Annotated in this window: 9 protein-coding genes and 1 tRNA gene; 7 read left to right on the plus strand and 3 right to left on the minus strand. The window is 46.1% G+C overall.

Translation table 11 applies throughout. The annotated features are described in order from the left end of the window. Positions 1-7 precede the first annotated feature (7 nt). From D2V93_RS02630 to D2V93_RS02645, 4 genes are all read left to right on the plus strand, one after another. Positions 8-13,690, plus strand: a complete 13,683-nt coding sequence (locus D2V93_RS02630) for a T9SS type B sorting domain-containing protein (RefSeq protein WP_119618280.1) — start codon at positions 8-10, stop codon at positions 13,688-13,690. 24 nt (positions 13,691-13,714) lie between these two features. Then, positions 13,715-14,665 (plus strand): PorP/SprF family type IX secretion system membrane protein, encoded by a 951-nt coding sequence (locus D2V93_RS02635; protein WP_072876884.1) that lies wholly within the window; start codon positions 13,715-13,717, stop codon positions 14,663-14,665. Between the two features lie 44 nt (positions 14,666-14,709). Beyond that, a complete protein-coding gene (gene folB / locus D2V93_RS02640; RefSeq protein ID WP_119618281.1) occupies positions 14,710-15,069 on the plus strand; it encodes a dihydroneopterin aldolase in 360 nt (119 codons plus the stop codon). 47 nt (positions 15,070-15,116) lie between these two features. Then, positions 15,117-15,187, plus strand: a tRNA-Cys gene (locus D2V93_RS02645). A 40-nt stretch (positions 15,188-15,227) separates the two neighbouring features. On the opposite strand, the gene D2V93_RS02650 is transcribed toward D2V93_RS02645, so the two are convergent. The 3 genes from D2V93_RS02650 to rnr are packed head-to-tail and all read right to left on the minus strand — an operon-like array spanning position 15,228 to position 18,808. Beyond that, entirely contained in the window at positions 15,228-15,884 is a 657-nt protein-coding gene (locus tag D2V93_RS02650; protein ID WP_072876465.1) for a LysE family translocator, read from the minus strand. A 6-nt stretch (positions 15,885-15,890) separates the two neighbouring features. Then, positions 15,891-16,571: a head GIN domain-containing protein gene (locus D2V93_RS02655; RefSeq protein ID WP_119618282.1), complete on the minus strand. Its 681-nt coding sequence runs from the start codon at positions 16,569-16,571 to the stop codon at positions 15,891-15,893. A 53-nt stretch (positions 16,572-16,624) separates the two neighbouring features. Continuing rightward, complete coding sequence (gene rnr / locus D2V93_RS02660) at positions 16,625-18,808, minus strand: ribonuclease R (protein WP_119618283.1); 2,184 nt, start codon at positions 18,806-18,808, stop codon at positions 16,625-16,627. A 596-nt stretch (positions 18,809-19,404) separates the two neighbouring features. Here rnr and rpiB point away from each other — a divergent pair. Genes rpiB through D2V93_RS02675 form a run of 3 tightly spaced genes read left to right on the plus strand, consistent with a single transcriptional unit; the run spans position 19,405 to position 21,199 of the window. Beyond that, complete coding sequence (gene rpiB / locus D2V93_RS02665; protein WP_072876458.1) at positions 19,405-19,836, plus strand: ribose 5-phosphate isomerase B; 432 nt, start codon at positions 19,405-19,407, stop codon at positions 19,834-19,836. A 2-nt stretch (positions 19,837-19,838) separates the two neighbouring features. Continuing rightward, positions 19,839-20,756 (plus strand): cation diffusion facilitator family transporter, encoded by a 918-nt coding sequence (locus D2V93_RS02670; protein ID WP_072876456.1) that lies wholly within the window; start codon positions 19,839-19,841, stop codon positions 20,754-20,756. After that, positions 20,756-21,199 (plus strand): GNAT family N-acetyltransferase, encoded by a 444-nt coding sequence (locus D2V93_RS02675; RefSeq protein WP_119618380.1) that lies wholly within the window; start codon positions 20,756-20,758, stop codon positions 21,197-21,199. The genes D2V93_RS02670 and D2V93_RS02675 overlap by 1 nt, the downstream gene beginning before the upstream one ends. Positions 21,200-21,201 lie beyond the last annotated feature (2 nt).

Here is a 21,201-nt window from a genome sequence, read left to right on the forward strand (position 1 = left end):
CAAACATATGGTAAAACTTCTACTTAGATGGTGTTCTGTCACCTGTCTTTTGCTATGCTCATTTTCTGGTTTCTCACAGGTAAAAAATGACTTTGATGTCCGTTATGAAAACAGAATAAAGGGAGACCTTACCTTTATTGCAAACAACATCGTCAACCGCGACACCAACGATACAGAGCCCGAAGACCCCTATAACTTAACAGGCTCTAGTTCCTCGTACAACGATGACCTCAACATGCAATATATTGATATTGATGGGGATGCATCCACATTTAGTTCAAGTAGTGCCACCTTGTCCATTCCTGACCCCAACTGTTCTAAAATCCGATATGCAGGTCTGTATTGGTCGGCAGTATATACTAGCAGTACAAGGAGTGATTTGAACCAAGTAAAATTTAGGGTTCCAGGTGGATCTTATGTGGATCTCACCGCTGATGAAGTTCTTTTTGATGGATACAATGATTCCGATTTTGGCTATTACGCCCCCTATGCCTGTTATAAAGATGTCACCTCCATTGTTTCAGGGCTTGCCAATCCCGACGGGGATTATGTTGTGGCCAATGTAAGGGCCAGTTCCGGCAGCTCTATCCAAGGTGGGGTTTCCGGAGGATGGTCGTTGGTCGTGGTCTATGAAAACCCCACGCTTCCAGGTAAATTCATCACGACTTTCGACGGGTATGCCGGTATCAAATCCGGGCAGACCGTTGATATTCCTGTCAGCGGCTTTACCACCTTGCCTGCACCTTTTCCAGTAAGGGCCAAACTGGGTGTGGCCACATTGGAAGGGGACAACAGAATTACTGGAGACCAATTGGCCATAAGGGCAGATAGTAACGCTTCATTCACCACGTTGTCCAACACGGCCAATCCTGCCACCAATTTCTTTAACAGTAACATTACCATTGAGGGCAGTATCATAAGCACACGCAACCCTAACAGTATCAATACTTTAGGTTGGGATGTGGATCTATTTACTATACCCAATCCCAACCAAACCGTGATTCCCAATGGGGAGACTGGGGCCACTCTGAGGGCCTCTTCTACCCAAGATAAATACGACATTTTCTTCACCTCTATGGATGTGGAGATCATTGAACCCAAGATCAACCTCGCTAAAACGGTGGAGGACATCGCTGGAAATGACATTACAGGACAGGGTGTCCACCTTGGACAATACCTGGATTACGTCCTTTCCTTTGAGAACGTGGGTAATGATGATGCCATAAACTATACCATTCGTGACGTTCTCCCCATCAACGTTACCTTGGATGAAAGCAGTATTGTGATGCCTCCTGGTGCCACCTATACTTTCGATCCCGCCACAAGGACGGTAGTTTTTAGCATCCCGGACGGTCTTGTGGAGGAAGGGGACCCCCTTGCCGTTATCCGTATGCGGGTACAGGTGGCCGAAAACTGTTTTGACTTTATTGATGCCTGTACGGACATCATCCAAAACTTGGCCTATTCCACTTATCGGGGAGAGATCAATACGGCAGAAATTACGGACGACCCCAGTGTATATGACTTTGATGGTTGTGGTTTTGGTTCCCCAGGTGCCACCAACTTTCTTCTGGACGACCTCAGCGCTTGTAACTTTAGCCGAACCGTTCAACTCTGCGGTGAGAACGTACTTTTGGATGCCGGGGACAATTTTGACAATTATATCTGGTATCGTGATGTGAACGGAAATGGCCAAATAGATGTGGGTGTTGATACAGTCATCACCGATGCCGATTCGGACAATGACCCCAGCACCATGTTGGTGACCGAAGTGGGTACTTATATCGTTGACAAACAGGTGGCCGACCCCTGCAAGGATTTCGAGGAAACCATTGTCGTGGAACTGTTCGGGACCACCCAGAGCAACCCCATTACGGCACTCATCAACGACACGTCGAATTCGATAGACGGGGACATCCTCATCTGCCCTAATGACGGTAGTGAACTGCCTGAAATCTTCCTTTGTGGACTTAATGACACCGAACTTATACAGGTAAACATTCCCGATGCACAAAGCATCGTCTGGGAACAACTGGACGAAGCCAGCTGCACCGCCGCAACAGATGGATGTGCCAATACAAATGGTTCTTGTACATGGAACACCGTGGATACTGGAAACGACTTTCTTGCCTCCGATGCCGGTCAGTACCGATTGGTGATCAATTACCAAAACGGTTGTTTCAGCAGGTTCTATTTCAATATCTATAAAAACCCGCTCAACCCACAATACACCTCCAGGGACATTATTTGCGACACCGAAGGAAACATTACGGTGACCAATATGCCCTTGAACTATGAGTACCAATTGGTGGATCAGACTACAGGTACCGTATTGGTGCCCTATGGCCCAAGCCCAAGTTTTGATATTGCCAACAACGGTGCCTATATGGTGGAAATGAGACAGCAAGGCGTGACCGATGGTTGTGTCTTTGTGCTGGACAATATCGGGATCTTGGATAGGGATTTTCAAGTGGATATCACAACAAAGGATCTAGACTGTAATGGATTGGGCGAAATTGCCATCTCCATTCTCAATGTAGAGCCCCAATATTATTATAGCATCTCTCGAGGAGGTGTCGAGGTGGACGATTTTGGTCCATCCACGGACAACAACTATACCTTTGAAAACCTAGCCGCCGGAGTGTACGACGTTTCCGTTTCAACGGATGATGGTTGTGTTTATACAGAACAGATTACCATTCTTGACCAACCAGACCTGGATTTGGAAGCAAGGGTTTCCCAGCACATTACCTGTAAAGAGGGGAACATACTCATGTCCTCCACAGGGGGCAAAACACCCCATTTGTATGCCATCTGGTCCTATGTGGATGAAGATGGAAACACCGTGATATCCTATCCAGACGTAACCGACATCCCTCCATCCGAATTCCAGACCAGTCAAATCTTTGACATCTACGATCCTGGAGATTACACCTTTGTGGTGGTGGACAGGAACAACTGTTATGACATATCCAACACGGTCAGCATTGAATTCAGGCCAGCGGCCGATTTTGATCCTACCACAGTGATCGACGTGCTTTGTAATGGGGAGTCTTCCGGTTCCATTGTCTTCAACCTTGTAAACAGCAATGGATATCAATTGACTTTTTACCTGTTCGATGCCACTGGTTTTGATGAAGAGGATTACAATCTTGCCGATGCTTTGGCCACCAATGCATCTGGAAACTTTCCTGGATTATCGAATGGTGATTATGTTATCGTTATCAACCAAAGAAAAGGAAGTGCCTCCTGCGACTATTTTGAATACCAGACCATTTCGGCTCCGGCCAATGCCCTTTCCGCGGAAGTTGAGCTGTACCAACCCTACACCTGTTTACAACTTGGTGCCGTTAGAGCGTTCAATGTTCAGGGAGGGACCGCCCCCTATCAATACAGTATTGATGGCGTGACCTTTGTTCCGGACAGTGCAACCTTGGGCGAGGAAATCTTTTCCAGCCTTACCGACGGAACCTACACGGTGACCATAAGGGATGACAACGGATGTACCTTTGTTACAGATCCTGTGACCATAGCGCCGCTAGATCCCCCAACGGATATTGACTTTACGGCCACTGATCCCAATTGTCCATCCTTTACTTCGGATGTCACGTTGAGCGTTACGGGCGGAACGCCAAATTATGTGTATGAGATCATTGCCCCCGCAGGAAGCGTGGTAAACAATGGAAACAATGCCACCTTTACCGGTTTGACCCCAGACACCTATTTGTTCCGCGTAACGGACAGTACGGGGTGCGTATATGAGGAAACCTATACCATTGCCCCTGTTTCTGAAATTTCAGTGAGCGGACAACTCATCCAAAACATTACCTGTATTGGTGAAGAAGATGGTGAGATCAGATACACGGTAAGCAATTTCAACACCGATTACAACTATACCGTAACGGGTCCTGCCACATTCTCCGGAACGGCTGAGACCAATGGTACCCTTTCATTCACTGGTTTGGCCGAGGGAACATATACCATTACGGTGACGGACAACCTTACCAATTGTACCGACACCGCCTCTGTTACCATTGCGGCACCTCCGTCCGCCATTACAGCTCCCGCTGTAGTGACCCAACCAACCTGCCTCGCCGATGGTTCAGTGAGCATTACGGCATCCGGCGGATGGGGAAGTTATACCTATGAAATTACTGCTGGGCCAGTGGGATATGTTCTTCCTGCGGCACAGAACAACGGCCTGTTCCCCAACTTGGATATTGCGGGAGATTATGACTATACCGTGACCGATGCCAATGGATGTGAATTCACGGGTAGCTTCACGTTGATCGAGGCCATTGCCCCAGAATTGCAAATCGTTCCCAACGATAGCTGTTATGACGATGCCATAGGTTTGACCCTGACCGCCAATGTAATTGCTGGCGGTGATGGAAATTACGAATACAGCCTGAACGGTGGTCCCTTTGTGTCAAGCAATGTGTTCACTGGTCTAGGACCTGGTTCCTATACCATCAATGTAAGGGATGGCAACGACTGTACGGATTCGGCCTCCATCACCATTGACCCAGAACTCAGTGTGGTCGCTTCTGCGCCTAACATTACCGCTTGTGCCACCGATACCGACATTACCATCTCTGCCGCTGGTGGGGATGGCAACTATGTCTATGCTGTTGTTGCCGATGGAGTGACTCCCGGTGCGGGTGATTTCTCCACCACCAACCCTGTTACCGTTACCGGTGCGGGCAATTATGATGTCTATGTAAGGGACAATGGAGGCGCTTCCGGATTTTGTGAGGCCGTTTACGATATCACCATTGTACAAGATCCCGCATTGACCATTACACCCAATGTCACTGACGTAACGTGTTTTGGCGGTTCTGATGGAAGCATCACTTTGACGGCTATGGGAGGCGAGGCACCTTATGTCTACAGCATCGACAATGGGGCAACCTATCAGCCTTTGAACACTTTTGTGAACCTACCAGCCGGCACTTATGACATCAGCATAAGGGACGCCAACAACTGTGTCGTGTCATCACAAGTTACCATTGCCCAACCCGACGAAATTATTGCAGAGGCAACTATTACACAAGATTATACCTGTAACCAACTGGGAGAAATCACGGTGGGAAGCATTACCCCCACTTCCGGTGGTTCAGGAAATTACCAATACAGCATCAATGGTGGGGCTTGGACCCCATCAACAACGGGAGGAGCTGTTTTCACCGACCTGATGGATGGTACCTATAGCATTCGTGTCCGTGATGCCAATCAAATCGATTGTTTCATCACCTTGTCGGATGTCATCATTCCGCCGCTGCCCGTAGAGCCCACATTGACAACTTCTTTCGTTTACAATTGTGATGGAACAGCTGATCTTACCGTACTTCCCAACGATCCGGGATACACCTATTCATTGGATGGGTCAACCCCGCAGTCCGGCAACCTATTTACGGACGTTGCTCCTGGGCTTCATACCATTGAGGTCAACTATGGAAGCGATTGTACCGTTCAAACCACAGTGAACATTGAGGCTGGACATGTCTTCGATGCTGCCATCACCGCACATACGGATATCAGTTGTTTTGGTGCCGCAGATGGTTCCATCACTTTTGAGGTTGAAAACTTTGATTCGGGAACTGGATTTACCTATCAGGTGAATGGCGGAACCGTTTCTGGACCCCAAACCACCAGTCCAATTACCATTTCAGGACTTACAGCGGGTGATTACGAAATTGTCCTAGTTGATCTACGAGATCCTGCTTGTTCCGTTACATTGAACCAAACATTGACACAACCCGATGCCGTAGATGTTACAGCGTCGGTGACCACAGAACTGACCTGTACCAATGGTGGCGGGGTTATAACCGCAGCTGCAACCGGTGGAACCCCTGCATACCAATACCAATTGGAGGACACTGTTGGTGGCGTAATCGTTGCCTATCAATCTTCCGGTGTGTTCTCTGGACTTCCTGCTGACGATTATGTCGTAAGGGCGAGGGACATCAATCTTTGTGAGGATGTTACAACGACCTTGACCATAGTACCTCCGGCCGATATCGACTTTGAAACAATTCCAACGGCTTGCTATAGTGGCAACAACGACGGAAGTATTTCGGTGAACGTGACCGATGGCAATGGCAACTATCAATTCAGCCTGAACGGTGGCGCATGGATGACCCCAACACCAACAAACGGTACAACATATACTTTTGGCAACCTGGCCGCAGGAAGCTATACCATCAATGTTAGGGACGGATATGGTTGTACAGGTGTTGTGGAAACCGTTACCATAAACCCCGCCTTGACCGCATCTGCTTTCCTTGTCAGTGATTTGACCTGTCCGGATGATGCTGAAATTACCATAAATGCCTCTGGAGGTTCCGGAACCTATACCTATGAATGGTCCAATGATGGCGGAGCTACTTATAACTCCACTGGATTTACTGGAAACGTGTTCAACACCGATACCGATGGAACTTATGTGTTCCGTGTGACGGATACCACAGCCCCAACAGCGTGTACCGCTACTACAAACGCTATTATAGTGACCCCCGCCACACCTCCGGTCATCACCAGTGTTACACCGACAGATATTCTTTGTTATGGAGAAATTACCGGAGCTTTGGATGTCGTGATCGACACCTCTGTGGGCGTTCCTCCCTATACCATCAATGTTTTTGAAACCATTACCGCTACCGATTATGGCACACAGACCACAGGACTTCCTGCCGGTTCGTATGAGGTGACCGTTACCGACAGCAAGGGGTGTGAGTCCGCTCCATTCCCTGCTGTTATCGCTCAACCTGATGCCATTACTTATACCACTACGGATGTTCCGATTACTTGTGATTCCAGTTCTATGGTCACTAACCCCGGTTCCATCACAGTTTCGGGAGTTTCGGGAGGTACCGCAGAGTATACATTCATACTAACGGCCAATAATGGTATTGCGCCACAAACCTATACCACCACTTCAGGTGCCAGAGACCATACCTTTACCGTATTGGAATTTGGTGTCTATCAAATTGATGTAGTGGACGCCAACGGATGTTCGTCCTATACTACAGAGATCATTGCATCTCCCCCAGACAACCTGGACATTGACGTGAGTACTACTACAGTTGACTGTGCTTCTGGAGGTACAGCCCTTGTTTCGGTAAGTACTATTGTGGGCAGTGGTGATTATGAGTTTGCCATTTTAGAGACCTATTCCGCCCCCTATTCCAGTAGTTATATACCCCCTACTACCCCAGGCGGAAACTCGGCTATTTTTAACAATCTAACCCCAGGTATTACCTATACTTTCGTGGTGTTTGACAATGTGACCAATTGCTATTACTTTGAAGAGGCAGAGGCACCCATCAATACACCTTCTTTGATGACAGCAACCTTGGATGCCGTGAACAATGTAAGCTGTACAGGTATGGACGATGGGAGCATCTCATTCACCTTCACAGGCTTTGATGCCTTGGCAACTGGTGTCACCTATCAAATTTTCAATAGACAATCCAATGTGCCAGCAGGAGCTGCGGTAACAGAACCTGTAAATCCCCCCACTTCTGTATCTGTGACCAATGTAGGTGTACTTCCTCCTGGTGAGTATTATGTGTTGCTTACCGAGGTAGGTGGTCCCAACAACGGTTGTTCCGTAAACGGCGGAGAATTTACCATTCGCCAATCTGCCAATCCATTGGATTTGGATGTGGCCAGCCCTCAGAACGATAATTGTAACCCCAATGCGGGTATCATCACCGCGGCGGGAAGATATGGTACCGCTCCTTACGAGTACCAATACCTGCCAAGTACCGATCCAGCTCCTACGGCTGCCAGCGCAGGTTGGACCAGCAGTACTTCTGCCAATGTGGAAGGAGGCGATTACATCGTCTATGTAATGGATGCTTATGGTTGTATCACCCAAAAACCCATTACGGTCGCGGAAGATCCAAGTCCGGATATTTCAGCAATCATAATTGATGAATGTGTGGAAGAAGGTCAGTTCCAGGTCTTGGTTACATTGGAGAACCCTTTAGCGGCCATGTCCCCATTCCAAATAAGTTTGAATGGTTCTGCATATCAGAACTTTACGTTCAATGGAAGTAATCAATACACCATTTCCGGTCTTAGTTCCGGAACAGGTCAAACTGTATCTGTCAGGGATTTGAATGGCTGTATCGATACTGAAACCTTTGATATTTATCCTCCGCTCGAATTCAATGTGATCCAAACCGTTGCCTTGGATTGTGAGCCTGGCACCGCTGCTTATGGAGAATTTGAAATTGAAGTGCTTTCTGGCTCTGGAAACTACGAATTCGAAATAGACGGTCCAGATCCATACGATGAACTAAGAACTGCTTTGGTACTCGATGCATCCAATAAATTCACATGGGCCGGAGCCGGGGCCGCTGGCAGCTATGTAGTGATGGTTTATGATATTGGCACTACTACGCCAAATTGCTTCAAAACAATTACGGTGGATGTTCCTGATGCACCACAGCCTTCATTTACATCAACGTTTACGGATGTTACCTGTAACGGTGCCGATGATGGAACCATTTCCGTGAGTGCGGTGGACAATGGTATAGGCCCTTATTCCTTTGAGATAATTGCCGCTTCCGGTGGTTCTGCGAGTTTCCCCATTTTGCCCACATCAAGTACGAACACCACGGCGAACTTTACAGGTCTTGAAGGTTCTGCCGCTGGAATTACCTACACCATAGAGGTCACTGCAGCCAACGGTTGTACCCACATCGAAACACAAACAATCACCGAGCCAGACGCTATCGTGGTTCCTGTTGTTGATGTCGTGGATTTTGCCTGTGTGTCCGGAAACAATATGAACAATGCCACCGTTACCGTGGATACAGGTTCCATTACCGGAGGTAGTGGAAACTATGTACGCTATGAGTTCCGTGACAATACAGGCGGCACTGTCCTACAAAATGGTCCCAATAATATCTATATAGAAACCGATACGAACGGTAGGGACATACGGGTGTATGTCTATGACGAAAATGGTTGTTCTGGATTTATGGATATCATAGTCGCCCCATTTGATGAAATCACCGATGCTGTGGCTGCGATTACCAACCCATTGAGCTGTACTCCAGGAATGGATGGTGAAATCACCATTACCGTTACCTCAACGGCCGGGGATCCGTCCCGTTTTGAATACAGTATCGACAATGGTACCTCATGGCAATCCTCCAATGTGTTTGGAGGTCTGGATGCGGGTACCCACAATTTCTTGGTGCGCCATATCGATACGGGTTGTACGGTATCAACGTCCGAAACCATCACCGACCCCAACACCTTCACTATTGATGTGGATGTGGTGAGCAATGTGGTCTGCTATGGAACCGCAAGCGGAGAAGTCACCTTTGAACTCTTGGATGCTACCTACGCTGGAGGGTTCAACTGGACCATTTACAATACAAACGGAACGCCGGTGAACACGGCAGATGATATCTTCGTGACCAGTGGTACCTCAGCAACTACCGGACCTACAGCTCCTATCGCTCTGCCAGCCGGAAGCTACTTGGTGGAAATTTCCCAAGATGCCTTCCCTGGATGTACCAATGTGGAGACCTTCACCATTGCAGAGCCCTCTGCGGCCATTTCTGCCGATGTTTTGGTGACCGATATTACCTGTGATCCCGGAAACGATGGCATCATTGAAATCTTTAATGTACAAGGTGGATGGGGCGGATATGCTTACTATGTGAGCACTACACCAAACCCAGCACCCAACAGTATAGCCAGTTATGTGTCCACCAGAAAGTTTGAAAACTTGGTGGCAGGCACCTATGAAGTCTGGGTCATTGACCAATACGGTTGTGCTTTGCAATTACCCGATGTAACCTTGGCCGACCCGCTGCCCATTCAGGCTGCTTTACAGGTCAACAATGAGAACTGTACCGATCTTCAAGGCGAAATTGAAGTGGTCGGCATTCCTGCGAGCGATCCTGTAACAGGTGGTCAAGGAAGCAATTACATGTATCAATTGGTCAGAAACGGAGTCGATGTAGGTTCGCCACAAACGAGCACTATTTTCTCCAATCTGGGTGCAGGTTCTTACGAGGTGAAAATCCTAGATCAGTGGGGGTGTGATGCCACTGTCGGGCCTGTGGTGTTGAATGCTGCCATGAGTGCCACTGCGGCCGTAGTGAAACCCATCGATTGTTCCCCTGACCCAGGAGGACATATCACCGTAACCGTTATGGGGGGTTCCACCAATTTGGAATACAGTGTTACCTTCCCTATTTCGGGAACTGTGGTGACCAATAACGATGGTATTTTCACCAACCTGACCGAGGCCGGGGAATATGTGTTCGTGATCACCGATTTGGCGACTACCACTCCATGTACCTATACGGTTACCCAAGCGTTGGATACACCCGTGGATCCCATCTTGTTGGATGCGACCATTCAAAATGTGAGCTGTTTTGGAGGAAGTGATGGAAGTATTTCGGCTGTCCTTGATCCCGCAACTGACGTGAATCCAATCTATCGATATGAATTGATCGGTTTGTTCGGTGCTCCAAGCAGACCGCTTCAGGACCATCCGCTTTTCGAAAACCTGCCTGCAGGTCAATATGAAGTACGGGTAGTTTCTGATAGGGGTTGTGAGGTCACCAAACCAGAAACCGTTACAGAACCAGCCGTATTGACGGCTTCTGCATCAGCTCCTGATTTTGTCTGTAGCGCCAACAATGTGGACGAAACCACCATAACAGTCACGGCTACCGGTGGTACTGCACCTTATTTCTATAGTTTTGATGGTAACGGTTTCTCCTCGATCGCTACGTATGATGTGGAGGACAACGGTAGCGTTCAGACCATCAACTATATGGTAAGGGATGCCAATGGTTGTGAATATGCTGACAGCATTGTGATACAGCCCATCAACACCTTTACGGCCAGTGTTTCCCTAATCACGCCCATCAGTTGTGTCACTGAAGAAGAAGTGCGGTTGACCGTTGCCGATAATGGTGATCCAACCAATACCTATACGTTTACATTGCTGCCCGTAGGAAATCCTTATGGATCGGCTCCGACCATCTTGAGCAGTACCTCTGCAAGCTTCCAATTGACCAACCCTGGGACCTATACCTTCAGGGTCACGGACGATGCGACAGGTTGTTATGTGGATACCGCTCCTTATGTCATCGCACCGTATGACACTATTGATGTAGTGGCCGTGGCCACATCACCTGCCGTCTGTTTTGATGATGCAGGCGAATTAACTATCGAAGTTACAGGATATACAGTGCCAGGAGCCTACACTTATGAAGTGTTCAGGACCGATGGTACTTCGATTACAACAGGAAGTGGCAACACTGCTGGTGGACCATTGTCCATAACACATGCAGATCTCATTGGAGGTAACTACTTTGTGCGTGTCACCGAAACGGATTACCCAAGGTGTGTTGAAGACTCCAACACCATCACCATCATGTCGCCGAGCGCGGAGCTGGAGGTTGTTCCCCAACAAGTGGCCAGCGTTACCTGTACCAATGATCAAGGAGAAATCCTCGTTGCTCCAACAGGAGGCTATGCCCCTTATGACATTATATTGACAAACAATACCACTACCCAAACCTACACCATGAACGATGTGCAGAGCTATCTGTTCACTGGCCTGTCTGCAGGTTCATATGAAGTAAGGGTAATCGACAGCCAAGGTTGTGAGATTGTGGACAATTCATTGACATTGGTAGAACCAGACCCAATAACAGCTACCATCGATGTCGCTCCGATAGACCTAATGTGCTACGGGGACAACAGCGGTTCTGTTTGGGTATCCTCTGTTTCCGGTGGTGAAGGTGTGTACCAATACCAATTGAACATCTACGAAGATGACTCTCCTGGTGCCAGTATTGTGTTCACTTCTGGTGAACAGGGAAGCAATACGTTCAACGGATTGGGTGCTGGCACCTACAGCATCACCGTTACCGATGGATGGAACTGTGGTGTGGAAACCCCAAGAGTGACCATCAACGAACCGACAGAGGTAATGGCCTCCTTGGTGCAAGTAAGTGGAATGACCTGTACCGATGATGCAGAGATTCTATTGACCGCTTTTGGAGGCACTGCGCCTTACCAATACAGTGTCGATGGTATTTCCTTTACCGATATGGATGGAGGAGATACCCATACCTTCGATGTTGGGGTTGGCGTATATCAGTACTACGTGCGTGATGCCAACGGTTGTGAGGCTCAGATATCCAACCAAGTGAGCATAGACCCAGTTCCTGAGCTTACATTGACCATTGACGATTCTGCGGCCATGATCAACTGTATGGGCGAAGCTTCGGCAACCATCATAGCGCAAGCAATAGGCGGTCTGGGCAATTATAGTTACGAACTGTTCAGCGATGCCGCATTGTCCAATTTGGTCAGTGGACCACAACCAAACGGTACCTTTAGTGGACTTCCTGCAGGAAATTACTATGTAAGGGTCACCAGTGAGGATTGTGTTGAGGTGTCACCTGTAATCACCATTATTGATCCCGCTCCGTTGCAGGTAGATCGTGCAGAATCTACCGATGTGACCTGTTCGGACATGAAAGATGGTAGCATCACCGTGGAGGTTTCTGGAGGTACTGGCGAGATCCAGTATGCGATTTCCCCCAACTTGGATCAGTTTGATACTGAAAATACCTTTACCGATCTGGCTCCTGGCATTTACGATGTCATTGCCCAAGATGTAAATGGATGTTTCATCACCTTCCAATTTGAAATAGAGCAGCCAGAACCTATCCAGGCAGAAGCCATCAACATCATGCATGAAGTATGCTACAACAGTGCTGATGGTTCCTTCGAAATTCAGGTTTCTGGAGGTATGGCACCCTATGAAACGGCCCTGAACTCCAATGCTGATGCAGATTTTGTACAAAATCGATTCTTGTTCCAAAACCTAGCTGCCGGTACCCATGCGGTATTCGTCAGGGATGCGCAAGGTTGTGATACCTATGTGATCGTGGAGATAGAGCCCGGTGTGAACTTAGCGGCCACAGTGACCCCAATGTATGAGTGTGTGGGCAATATCCCCAATAATTTCTTGGACATCGTATTTGAGGATCCTTCCGTTTCGGCAGACGTATTGTTTGCTTTGGATTCCACAGACCCCGCAGATATGCAACTGTCCGCAGACTTTACCAACATGACTCCTGGCGACCATTACGTAACCATTGCCCATGCCAACGGGTGTATGACCACTTATGACTTCACCATTGAAGGCTATGAACCGCTCACCCTAGTTTTGGAAAACAATACCATCAACCTGATCACGGCCATCGCTGAAGGGGGTGTTGAGGATTACACCTTCTACTTCAACGATATCAACAATGGAACCGACAATACCTTCTATATCAATAGAACAGGGACCTATACGGTAACCGTTATCGATCAGAACGGTTGTGAGGCCATCGCCGAAATCTACATGGAGTTTATGGAAATTGAGTTCCCTAACTTCTTTACCCCAGATGGCGACGGTATGAATGATAAGTGGATCCCGGACAATATTGAAGGGTTCCCCGACGTACTAATTAAAATTTATGATCGTTATGGTAGGGTAGTGGAAGAGATGACCCGAAATACCCAAGGTTGGGATGGAGACTATGATGGTAAGCCATTACCAACGGGTGATTACTGGTATGTTGTTCGTCTGAAAGGGGAACAGGATAATCGGGAGTTTGTGGGCCACTTTACATTATATCGACAATAACAACCTATGACCCAAACAGACCTCATGTTCAAAAAAGTATATTCAACTGCATTTCTGTTCCTATTGGTACTTTGTGCCAAAGGGCAGGAGTTGACCATACCACAACTTTCACAATATATCGCTGATAATCCCTTTATTATGTCCCCTACCTATGCCGGGATAGGGGACCATATAAAAGTGCGGTTGAACGGACTTACCCAATGGGTGGGCATCAAAGATGCTCCCGATACGCAGACCTTGGCGGCCGATGCCCGAATTGGCAACCGATCTGGGTTGGGGATGCTCCTTTATAATGACAGTAACGGTGAGACCAAACAAAGGGGGGCCAGGGTATCCTTTGCACACCACCTTACCTTGGACCGCTATGACGATATTTTCCTCTCCTTTGGAATCTCCTACAACTTTAACCAGTTTAGGATAGATGTGGAAAATTTTAGGGAAAACAACGGTCAGCTTCCCACAGACGACAAGGCAACCACCAACCACAACTTTGATCTGGGCGTGCTGTACCGGTACAACAAGTTCTTTTTCAGCTTGAACGCTTCCAATATCCTCAATAAAAACCTCGAAAGTTTCAACCCTGTTTTTGAACCAAACACCCTTAGGAATTATTATGCCTATACCGGATATAGTATTTCAAAGAACAAAAACAGCAAAATGGAGATAGAGCCCTCCATTTTCTTTCAATGGTTTGAAAGTGATGGTAGATCGGTAACGGACCTCAATGCCAAGTTTCGTTTTCACGATTTTGAGGATTACTATTATGTGGGCCTAACCTATCGTTTCCTGAACGATCAATTGGGTGAACCCCTGTACATAGCCCCTATTGCCGGGTTTAAAAAGAATAATTTCTATTTTGGGTATTCCTACCAGATCATCACCAACGAAATTCTGGGATATAGTACCGGTACCCACGTGTTGACTGTGGGGATGGATCTCTTCCAAGGGATAAGCAACTGTAGATGTATGTATTGATTTAGTCGATTTTGCCCTATTTTTGCCCTTCTTAATATAATATTTTGGGAAAAATCAAACTAAAGAACATCAGGATACATTCCAACCACGGGTGTCTAAAGGAAGAAATGCTCATTGGCAGCGATTATAGGGTAGACCTTGAAATAACCGCTGATCTATCCCAACCTTCCCTATCTGACAAGCTGCTCGAAACTGTGGACTATGTGCACCTCAATAATATTGTGAAAGAAGAAATGGCCATCCGTTCCAATCTTTTGGAGCATGTGGCAAAACGTATCATTGATCGTATTTTTTTAGAAATAGACGAAGTGACACAAGTGACGGTCGAGGTTTCAAAAATAAATCCGCCTATTGGTGGAGATGTGGAGAGTGTGTCCGTTATCCTAGAGATGGAAAGATCTTGACAATAATTTGAAAAAGCCAAAAAAATAGTACATTTGCACACCTAAATGGCATCGTGGCCGAGTGGCTAGGCACAGCTCTGCAAAAGCTTGTACAGCGGTTCGAATCCGCTCGATGCCTCTGAAAACCCAACACTTTGTGTTGGGTTTTTCATTTTAGGCTAACTTATCCTTTCTATTTCCTGTTTGATATCGAACTTTTCTTTGGGAAGGAATCCCTTGGTGATGAGTACGATGCCGCAAATGATAAGGACAATGCCAAGTCCTTTGGTGATGAGTACGATGCGTTCTATAGTCAAATATCGCTTCAACTGCTTGGCCAATAAAATCTTCATCAAATCTGTACCAAAATAGACCAAGATGACCGTGCTGAAGAATACCAACATCCTTTCCGGGTCGTTTTCCAAGCTTGGACCCACCACTATGATCAGGCCCAACCAAAATGCCAAAACACCAATGTTGATGAAGTTCAACAAAAAGCCTTTTATAAAAAGGGCTACATAACCACCTTTGGATGGCCTTGCAGCGGTTTTCTTCTTGGCCTTTTTGGCAAACAGATAAATGCCATAGACCAAAAGTATCATTCCACCAAAAACGAAGAGTCCAGGTTCGTTGCTCAGGTTTTCAAGCAATTGGTAACTACTAAAATAAGCAATCACCAAAAAAACAATATCAGCTATGATAACTCCGATATCAAAACACACACCTGCCCTGAACCCCTTGGTGGCACCGGTTTCCAAAAGCACAAAAAAGACAGGCCCAATCATGAAGCTCAATAATAGTCCCAAGGGGATTGCCGCCTGTATATCTTCAATCATAAAATGCTATTCCACTCTTTTTATTTTGCCACCGAACACGGTGTTCTCATCCATTTTCTTGGGGTCGCCATAGACCAATATCTCCCCTCCGGCCTTTACATTCGCCTTTACATAATCCGTTGCATAGATTTCCGCATTTCCCCCAGCGTTCACTGAAATTGTGGTAAACTTGGTCTTAAAGGTCTTGCCCGTATAGGATCCCCCGGTATTGATGATAATGTCTTGAGTATTGGAAAATCCTCCTGCAAATATTTCTCCTCCTGATACTGCTTTGATCAACAATTGGTCCACCTGGCAGTTGATTTCCAGTTTGCCACCTTCCTGTGCCTTGAGTTCCAATATGTCCTGTACGTAGGTTTCATCGGATGATATGCGGGCATCCTCGTTCACATCGATCACCTTCAGGTCCTCTGTGTGATAAACATCCACATAGGTCCTATAGCCGCTGAAAATCTTGTCTATTTCCATCCGTATCTTCAAGACCCCGTCGTTATTCACAATGGCCACCTTATCCGTATTGGCACCAGTAATCACGGCTTTGTTTTCCTTTCCTTTGATCAAACTTATGGAAAGGCCATCAAAAGCCTTGATCTCGGTAAACTTTTGAAGATTTTTGGTAATGTCCCCCTTTTGTGCGCTCAGTACTTGGAGCGAAAGGGACAGTAATAAAATCAATATAGGTTTCATGTTATAAAAATTTGGTTCCCAAAAGAATAACAAATTTTATTCCAAAAAAAACATCACTCCTTTTTTCCGATCAATGAAAAGTCAAGGTGCCTTTTTACCAGATCGGTGTCCTTTACCATCACATAGACCTCATCCCCCAACTGGTACACTCGTTTTCGTCTTTCCCCAATAATGGCATATTGTCGTTCATCGAATACATAATAATCGTCCTTGATGTCTCGTATCCTAACCATTCCCTCACATTTGTTTTCGATGATCTCCACATAGATGCCCCACTCGGTCACCCCTGAAATGACCCCAAGGAACTCTTGGTCCTTGTGGTCTTCCATGAACTTTATCTGCATGTATTTCACGGAATCCCTTTCGGCATTGGCGGCCAATACCTCCATATCGGAGGAATGCTTGCATTTTTCTTCGTACAAGACCGCACTTGGTTGTTTTTCCCCATCGAGATAATGCTGCAGCAAACGGTGCACCATCACATCGGGATATCTTCGGATGGGAGAGGTGAAATGGGTGTAATAATCAAATCCCAGACCATAGTGGCCAATATTTTCTGTGGTATAAATGGCCTTGCTCATACTGCGAATGGCCAAGGTATCCACCAAGTTCTGTTCTTTTTTCCCCTTCACATCCTCCAGAAGCTGGTTTAGGGACTTGTTGATGCTCTTTCTATCCTTAAGGTCTATACTATGTCCAAATCTGGAAATAACGCCGTTCAGGGCCATTAATTTCTCTTCATCGGGCTTGTCATGTATGCGGTATACAAAGGTCTTTTTCTGCTTGCCTATATATTCGGCCACTTTGCGGTTGGCCAGCAGCATAAATTCCTCTATAAGTTTGTTCGCATCCTTCGCTTCCTTGAAGTAAACCCCCAAGGGCACATTGTCCTCGGACAGGTTGAACTTCACCTCTATCTTGTCAAAAGATATGGCGCCGGCATTCATACGGGCCTGACGCATGATCTTTGCCAATCGGTCAAAAGTAAGAATGGCCTCCACAATGTCGCCGGAAACGGAATAGGCCGCATCCCTTATCGAAATGTCTTCCGGTATACTATCCTTCCCGGTCTCGATGATGTGCTGTGCTTCCTCATAGGCAAAACGCTCATTGGAATTGATAACTGTCCTGCCAAACCATTGGTTTACCAAGCGGGTCTTATCGTCCATTTCAAAAACAGCGGAAAAGGTATATTTTTCCTCGTTGGGTCTGAGCGAACAGGCCATATTGGAAAGTACTTCCGGTAACATGGGAACCACTCTGTCCACCAAATAAACAGAAGTGGCCCTGTCATAGGCTTCTTCTTCCAAAATGGTACCAGGTTCCACATAATGGGACACGTCGGCTATATGGATCCCTATCTCATAATTTCCGTTTTCCAACTTCCGGAAGGAAAGTGCATCATCAAAATCCTTGGCATCCTTTGGATCTATGGTAAAGGTGAGCACATCCCGCATATCCCTCCTTTTTGCAATTTCGGATGCTTTGATGGAGGTATCCAACGTTTTGGCGTACTGTTCCACTTCGTAAGGAAACTCATAGGGCAGCCCATATTCGGCCAAAATGGAATGTATTTCTGTGTTGTGCTCTCCCGGTTTTCCCAAAACCTCAACCACTTCTCCGTAGGGTGAATCTGCATCGGAAGGCCAATCGCCCAAGTTCACCAATACCTTGTCCCCATCGTTCGCTTTTTTGAGTTTGTCCAAGGGAATAAAGATGTCCGTGTACATCCTGGAATCGGAAGGCCTTACAAAGGCAAAGGTCTTCTGCTTGTCCACAATGCCCACATAGGAAGTCTTTTTGCGTTCCAAAACCTTAGAAATCTCCCCTTCCTGCTTTTTTCCTTTTCGCCTGGGCTTTAGGAAAACTTCAACGGTATCGCCGTGGAGGGCCCTGTTCAAACTGTTATAGGGTACAAAAATGTCATCCTCCAGTTCGTCCACCACAATATAGGCGTTGCCACTTGAGGTGAGATCCACCTTTCCTGTAAAGTAAGTGTACAATGATGGTTTCTTTTTGTACTTGCCCTTTTCTTCCTCCACAATCCGGTCACTGGCCTTTAATTGGCCCAAACGCTTGATGAGTTCGTTCCGGTCCTGTGTGTCGGTGACACCTAATTTTGCGGCTATCTGCTTGTAATTAAAGCTTTTTGATGGTTCTTTTTCAAGTACGGTAAAAATGCCCTTGGTCAACTCATTCTTCCTCTGACTCGTGGATCTCTTCTTCTTCTTCGACATTAAATGGACTTATTTTTTTGAAAAATACAAATTATAATCCTTGGACAGCAAGGAATGGTTGAAGTAATCGTAAAGACACTTGTTTTATCAACAATAACCATTATTCCTCTTTTCTTATTTTTTTTGAAATTTTAAAAAATGGTGATGATGATGGATTGTTGAAATGTGTAATAATTTGTTGGTCCAAATTTTGGTTTGAACAGTAAAATGATTTTATCCACAATTTGTAAGAAGAAAACAATTTTAAAAATCAAAGGATTAGATTTTTTATCCACGGTTTTTGATAACCGTTTTCAACATCAATTTATTGAAAAGTAAATGTAATTTTAATGTTAATTACAGGCAATTATTGTTTCATAGCGGTTGATTAATTTTTAATGGAATTTGGATCTTTCAATAAAAAAATAGTGTAATTGATCTATTTTCTGGAAAATCAAAATTTACTTACCGTTAGTTTTCTCAAAAAGATCAACAAAAAGGGGTAAACGATAAACAGCTGTTTTATAGGAAGATGTAAATATTCCGTAATTTTTGTGAACACCTTCGAACAAAAAGATATTGTACCTTTGTACAGTAGCCTCAAATAAACAAAAATCATGAAAATAGCCATTGGAAACGATCACGCGGGAACCGATTATAAACTGGCCATTGTGGGCCTTCTCAAATCAAAGGGAATAGAGGTGATCAACTATGGAACGGATGGTACCGACAGTGTGGACTATCCTGATTTTACGCACCCTGTGGCATCGGATGTGGAAGAAGGAAAAGTGGACATGGGCATCGTAATCTGCGGGAGCGGCAACGGGGCCACGATGACCATCAACAAACACCAGAACATCAGGGGCGCCCTCTGCTGGAACAAAGAGATAGTACAGCTGGCCAGGGAGCACAACGATGCCAATATTTTGAGTTTGCCCGCCAGGTTCATTGCCCTTCCACAGGCCTTGGATATGGTAGAGACCTTTTTGAACACAAAATTTGAAGGAGGAAGGCACGAAAGGAGAATAGAAAAAATACCCTGTAGATAAAAATGGGGCATCATCATCATCATGACCACTCACATTCACATGGGGATCTAAAAGGGAGGAATCTATTCATTTCCATCCTTTTGAACATTCTGATCACCTTGGCCCAAGTTGTTGGTGGACTCATTTCAGGAAGTTTGGCCCTGCTGTCGGACGCCCTGCACAACTTCAGCGATGTACTTTCCCTGATCATCAGTTATGTGGCCCAAAAATTGGGAAAAAAGCAGGCCAACAAGCACAAAACCTTTGGTTATAAACGTGCCGAAATTATGGCGGCCTTTGTCAATGCCGCTACCTTGGTGGTCGTGGCCATTTTTTTGATGAAAGAAGCTGTGGAACGGCTCTTTGATCCCCAGGAAATAGCATCCGATTTGGTCATCTGGCTTTCCATATTGGGCATACTGGCCAATGGGTTCAGTGTACTTCTGCTCAAAAAGGACTCCAAGGATAACATGAACATGAGATCTGCCTACCTTCACCTGTTGACGGACATGATGGCCTCTGTGGCCGTTTTGATAGGAGGGATATTGATGAGTTTGTTCCAGCTCTATTGGGTAGATGCTGTTTTGACCATGATCATTGGCATTTATCTCATCTATATGGGGTACGACCTTTTGAAGGAATCCACAAAAGTATTGATGCTCTTTACCCCAAAATCCATTGTCATTCAGGATATTGTGGAATCCATCTGCACCATAGAACCCGTGAAGAACGTACACCATGTCCACATTTGGCAGCTCAATGAAGATGAAGTGCACATGGAGGCCCATATCGATTTTAAAGAGGACATCAAACTATCCGAGTTCGATGCCATTTTGGGAGAAATCGAAGAACATGTCTATCACAAGCACGGCATCAACCATGTGAACATCCAACCCGAGTTTGACAAGTGCGATTCCAAGAGCATAATAGTGCAGGATTGATGGAAATAAAGGTCAAAAGTTTTGATGGGCTTACCAACACAGAGTTATACCAGGTTCTGCGCCTCCGCAGCGAGGTTTTTGTGGTGGAACAGGACTGTGCGTACCAGGATATGGACAACAAGGACCAAAAAGCACTCCATGTTTTGGGACTCAAAGAAGGCCAAATTGTGGCCTATACCCGGATGTTCAAGCCTGGGGACTATTTTGGGAATGCCAGTATAGGAAGGGTAGTGGTGGCGAAAGATCAGCGGCAATATGGATATGGAAAAATGATTATGGAAGCCTCTTTATCCACAATAGAAGAACGCTTTCCAGACACCGCCATTGAGATTTCGGCACAATCCTACCTTATCAAGTTTTACACGGAGCTCGGTTTTGAACGCTTTGGCGATGAATATTTGGAGGATGGGATTCCGCATGTGCGAATGTTGAAAAAGGGTTGAAA

Source organism: Flagellimonas taeanensis (assembly GCF_003584105.1).
In the GTDB taxonomy this organism is placed as follows: Bacteria; Bacteroidota; Bacteroidia; order Flavobacteriales; family Flavobacteriaceae; genus Flagellimonas; species Flagellimonas taeanensis.

Excerpts from the sequence above, each read along its gene's own strand:
- D2V93_RS02630 (WP_119618280.1), top strand. The coding sequence starts at position 8 with ATGGTAAAACTTCTACTTAGATGGTGTTCTGTCACCTGTCTTTTGCTA.
- D2V93_RS02635 (WP_072876884.1), top strand. The coding sequence starts at position 13,715 with ATGTTCAAAAAAGTATATTCAACTGCATTTCTGTTCCTATTGGTACTT.
- D2V93_RS02650 (WP_072876465.1), bottom strand. The coding sequence starts at position 15,884 with ATGATTGAAGATATACAGGCGGCAATCCCCTTGGGACTATTATTGAGC.
- D2V93_RS02655 (WP_119618282.1), bottom strand. The coding sequence starts at position 16,571 with ATGAAACCTATATTGATTTTATTACTGTCCCTTTCGCTCCAAGTACTG.
- rnr (WP_119618283.1), bottom strand. The coding sequence starts at position 18,808 with ATGTCGAAGAAGAAGAAGAGATCCACGAGTCAGAGGAAGAATGAGTTG.
- rpiB (WP_072876458.1), top strand. The coding sequence starts at position 19,405 with ATGAAAATAGCCATTGGAAACGATCACGCGGGAACCGATTATAAACTG.
- D2V93_RS02670 (WP_072876456.1), top strand. The coding sequence starts at position 19,839 with ATGGGGCATCATCATCATCATGACCACTCACATTCACATGGGGATCTA.
- D2V93_RS02675 (WP_119618380.1), top strand. The coding sequence starts at position 20,756 with ATGGAAATAAAGGTCAAAAGTTTTGATGGGCTTACCAACACAGAGTTA.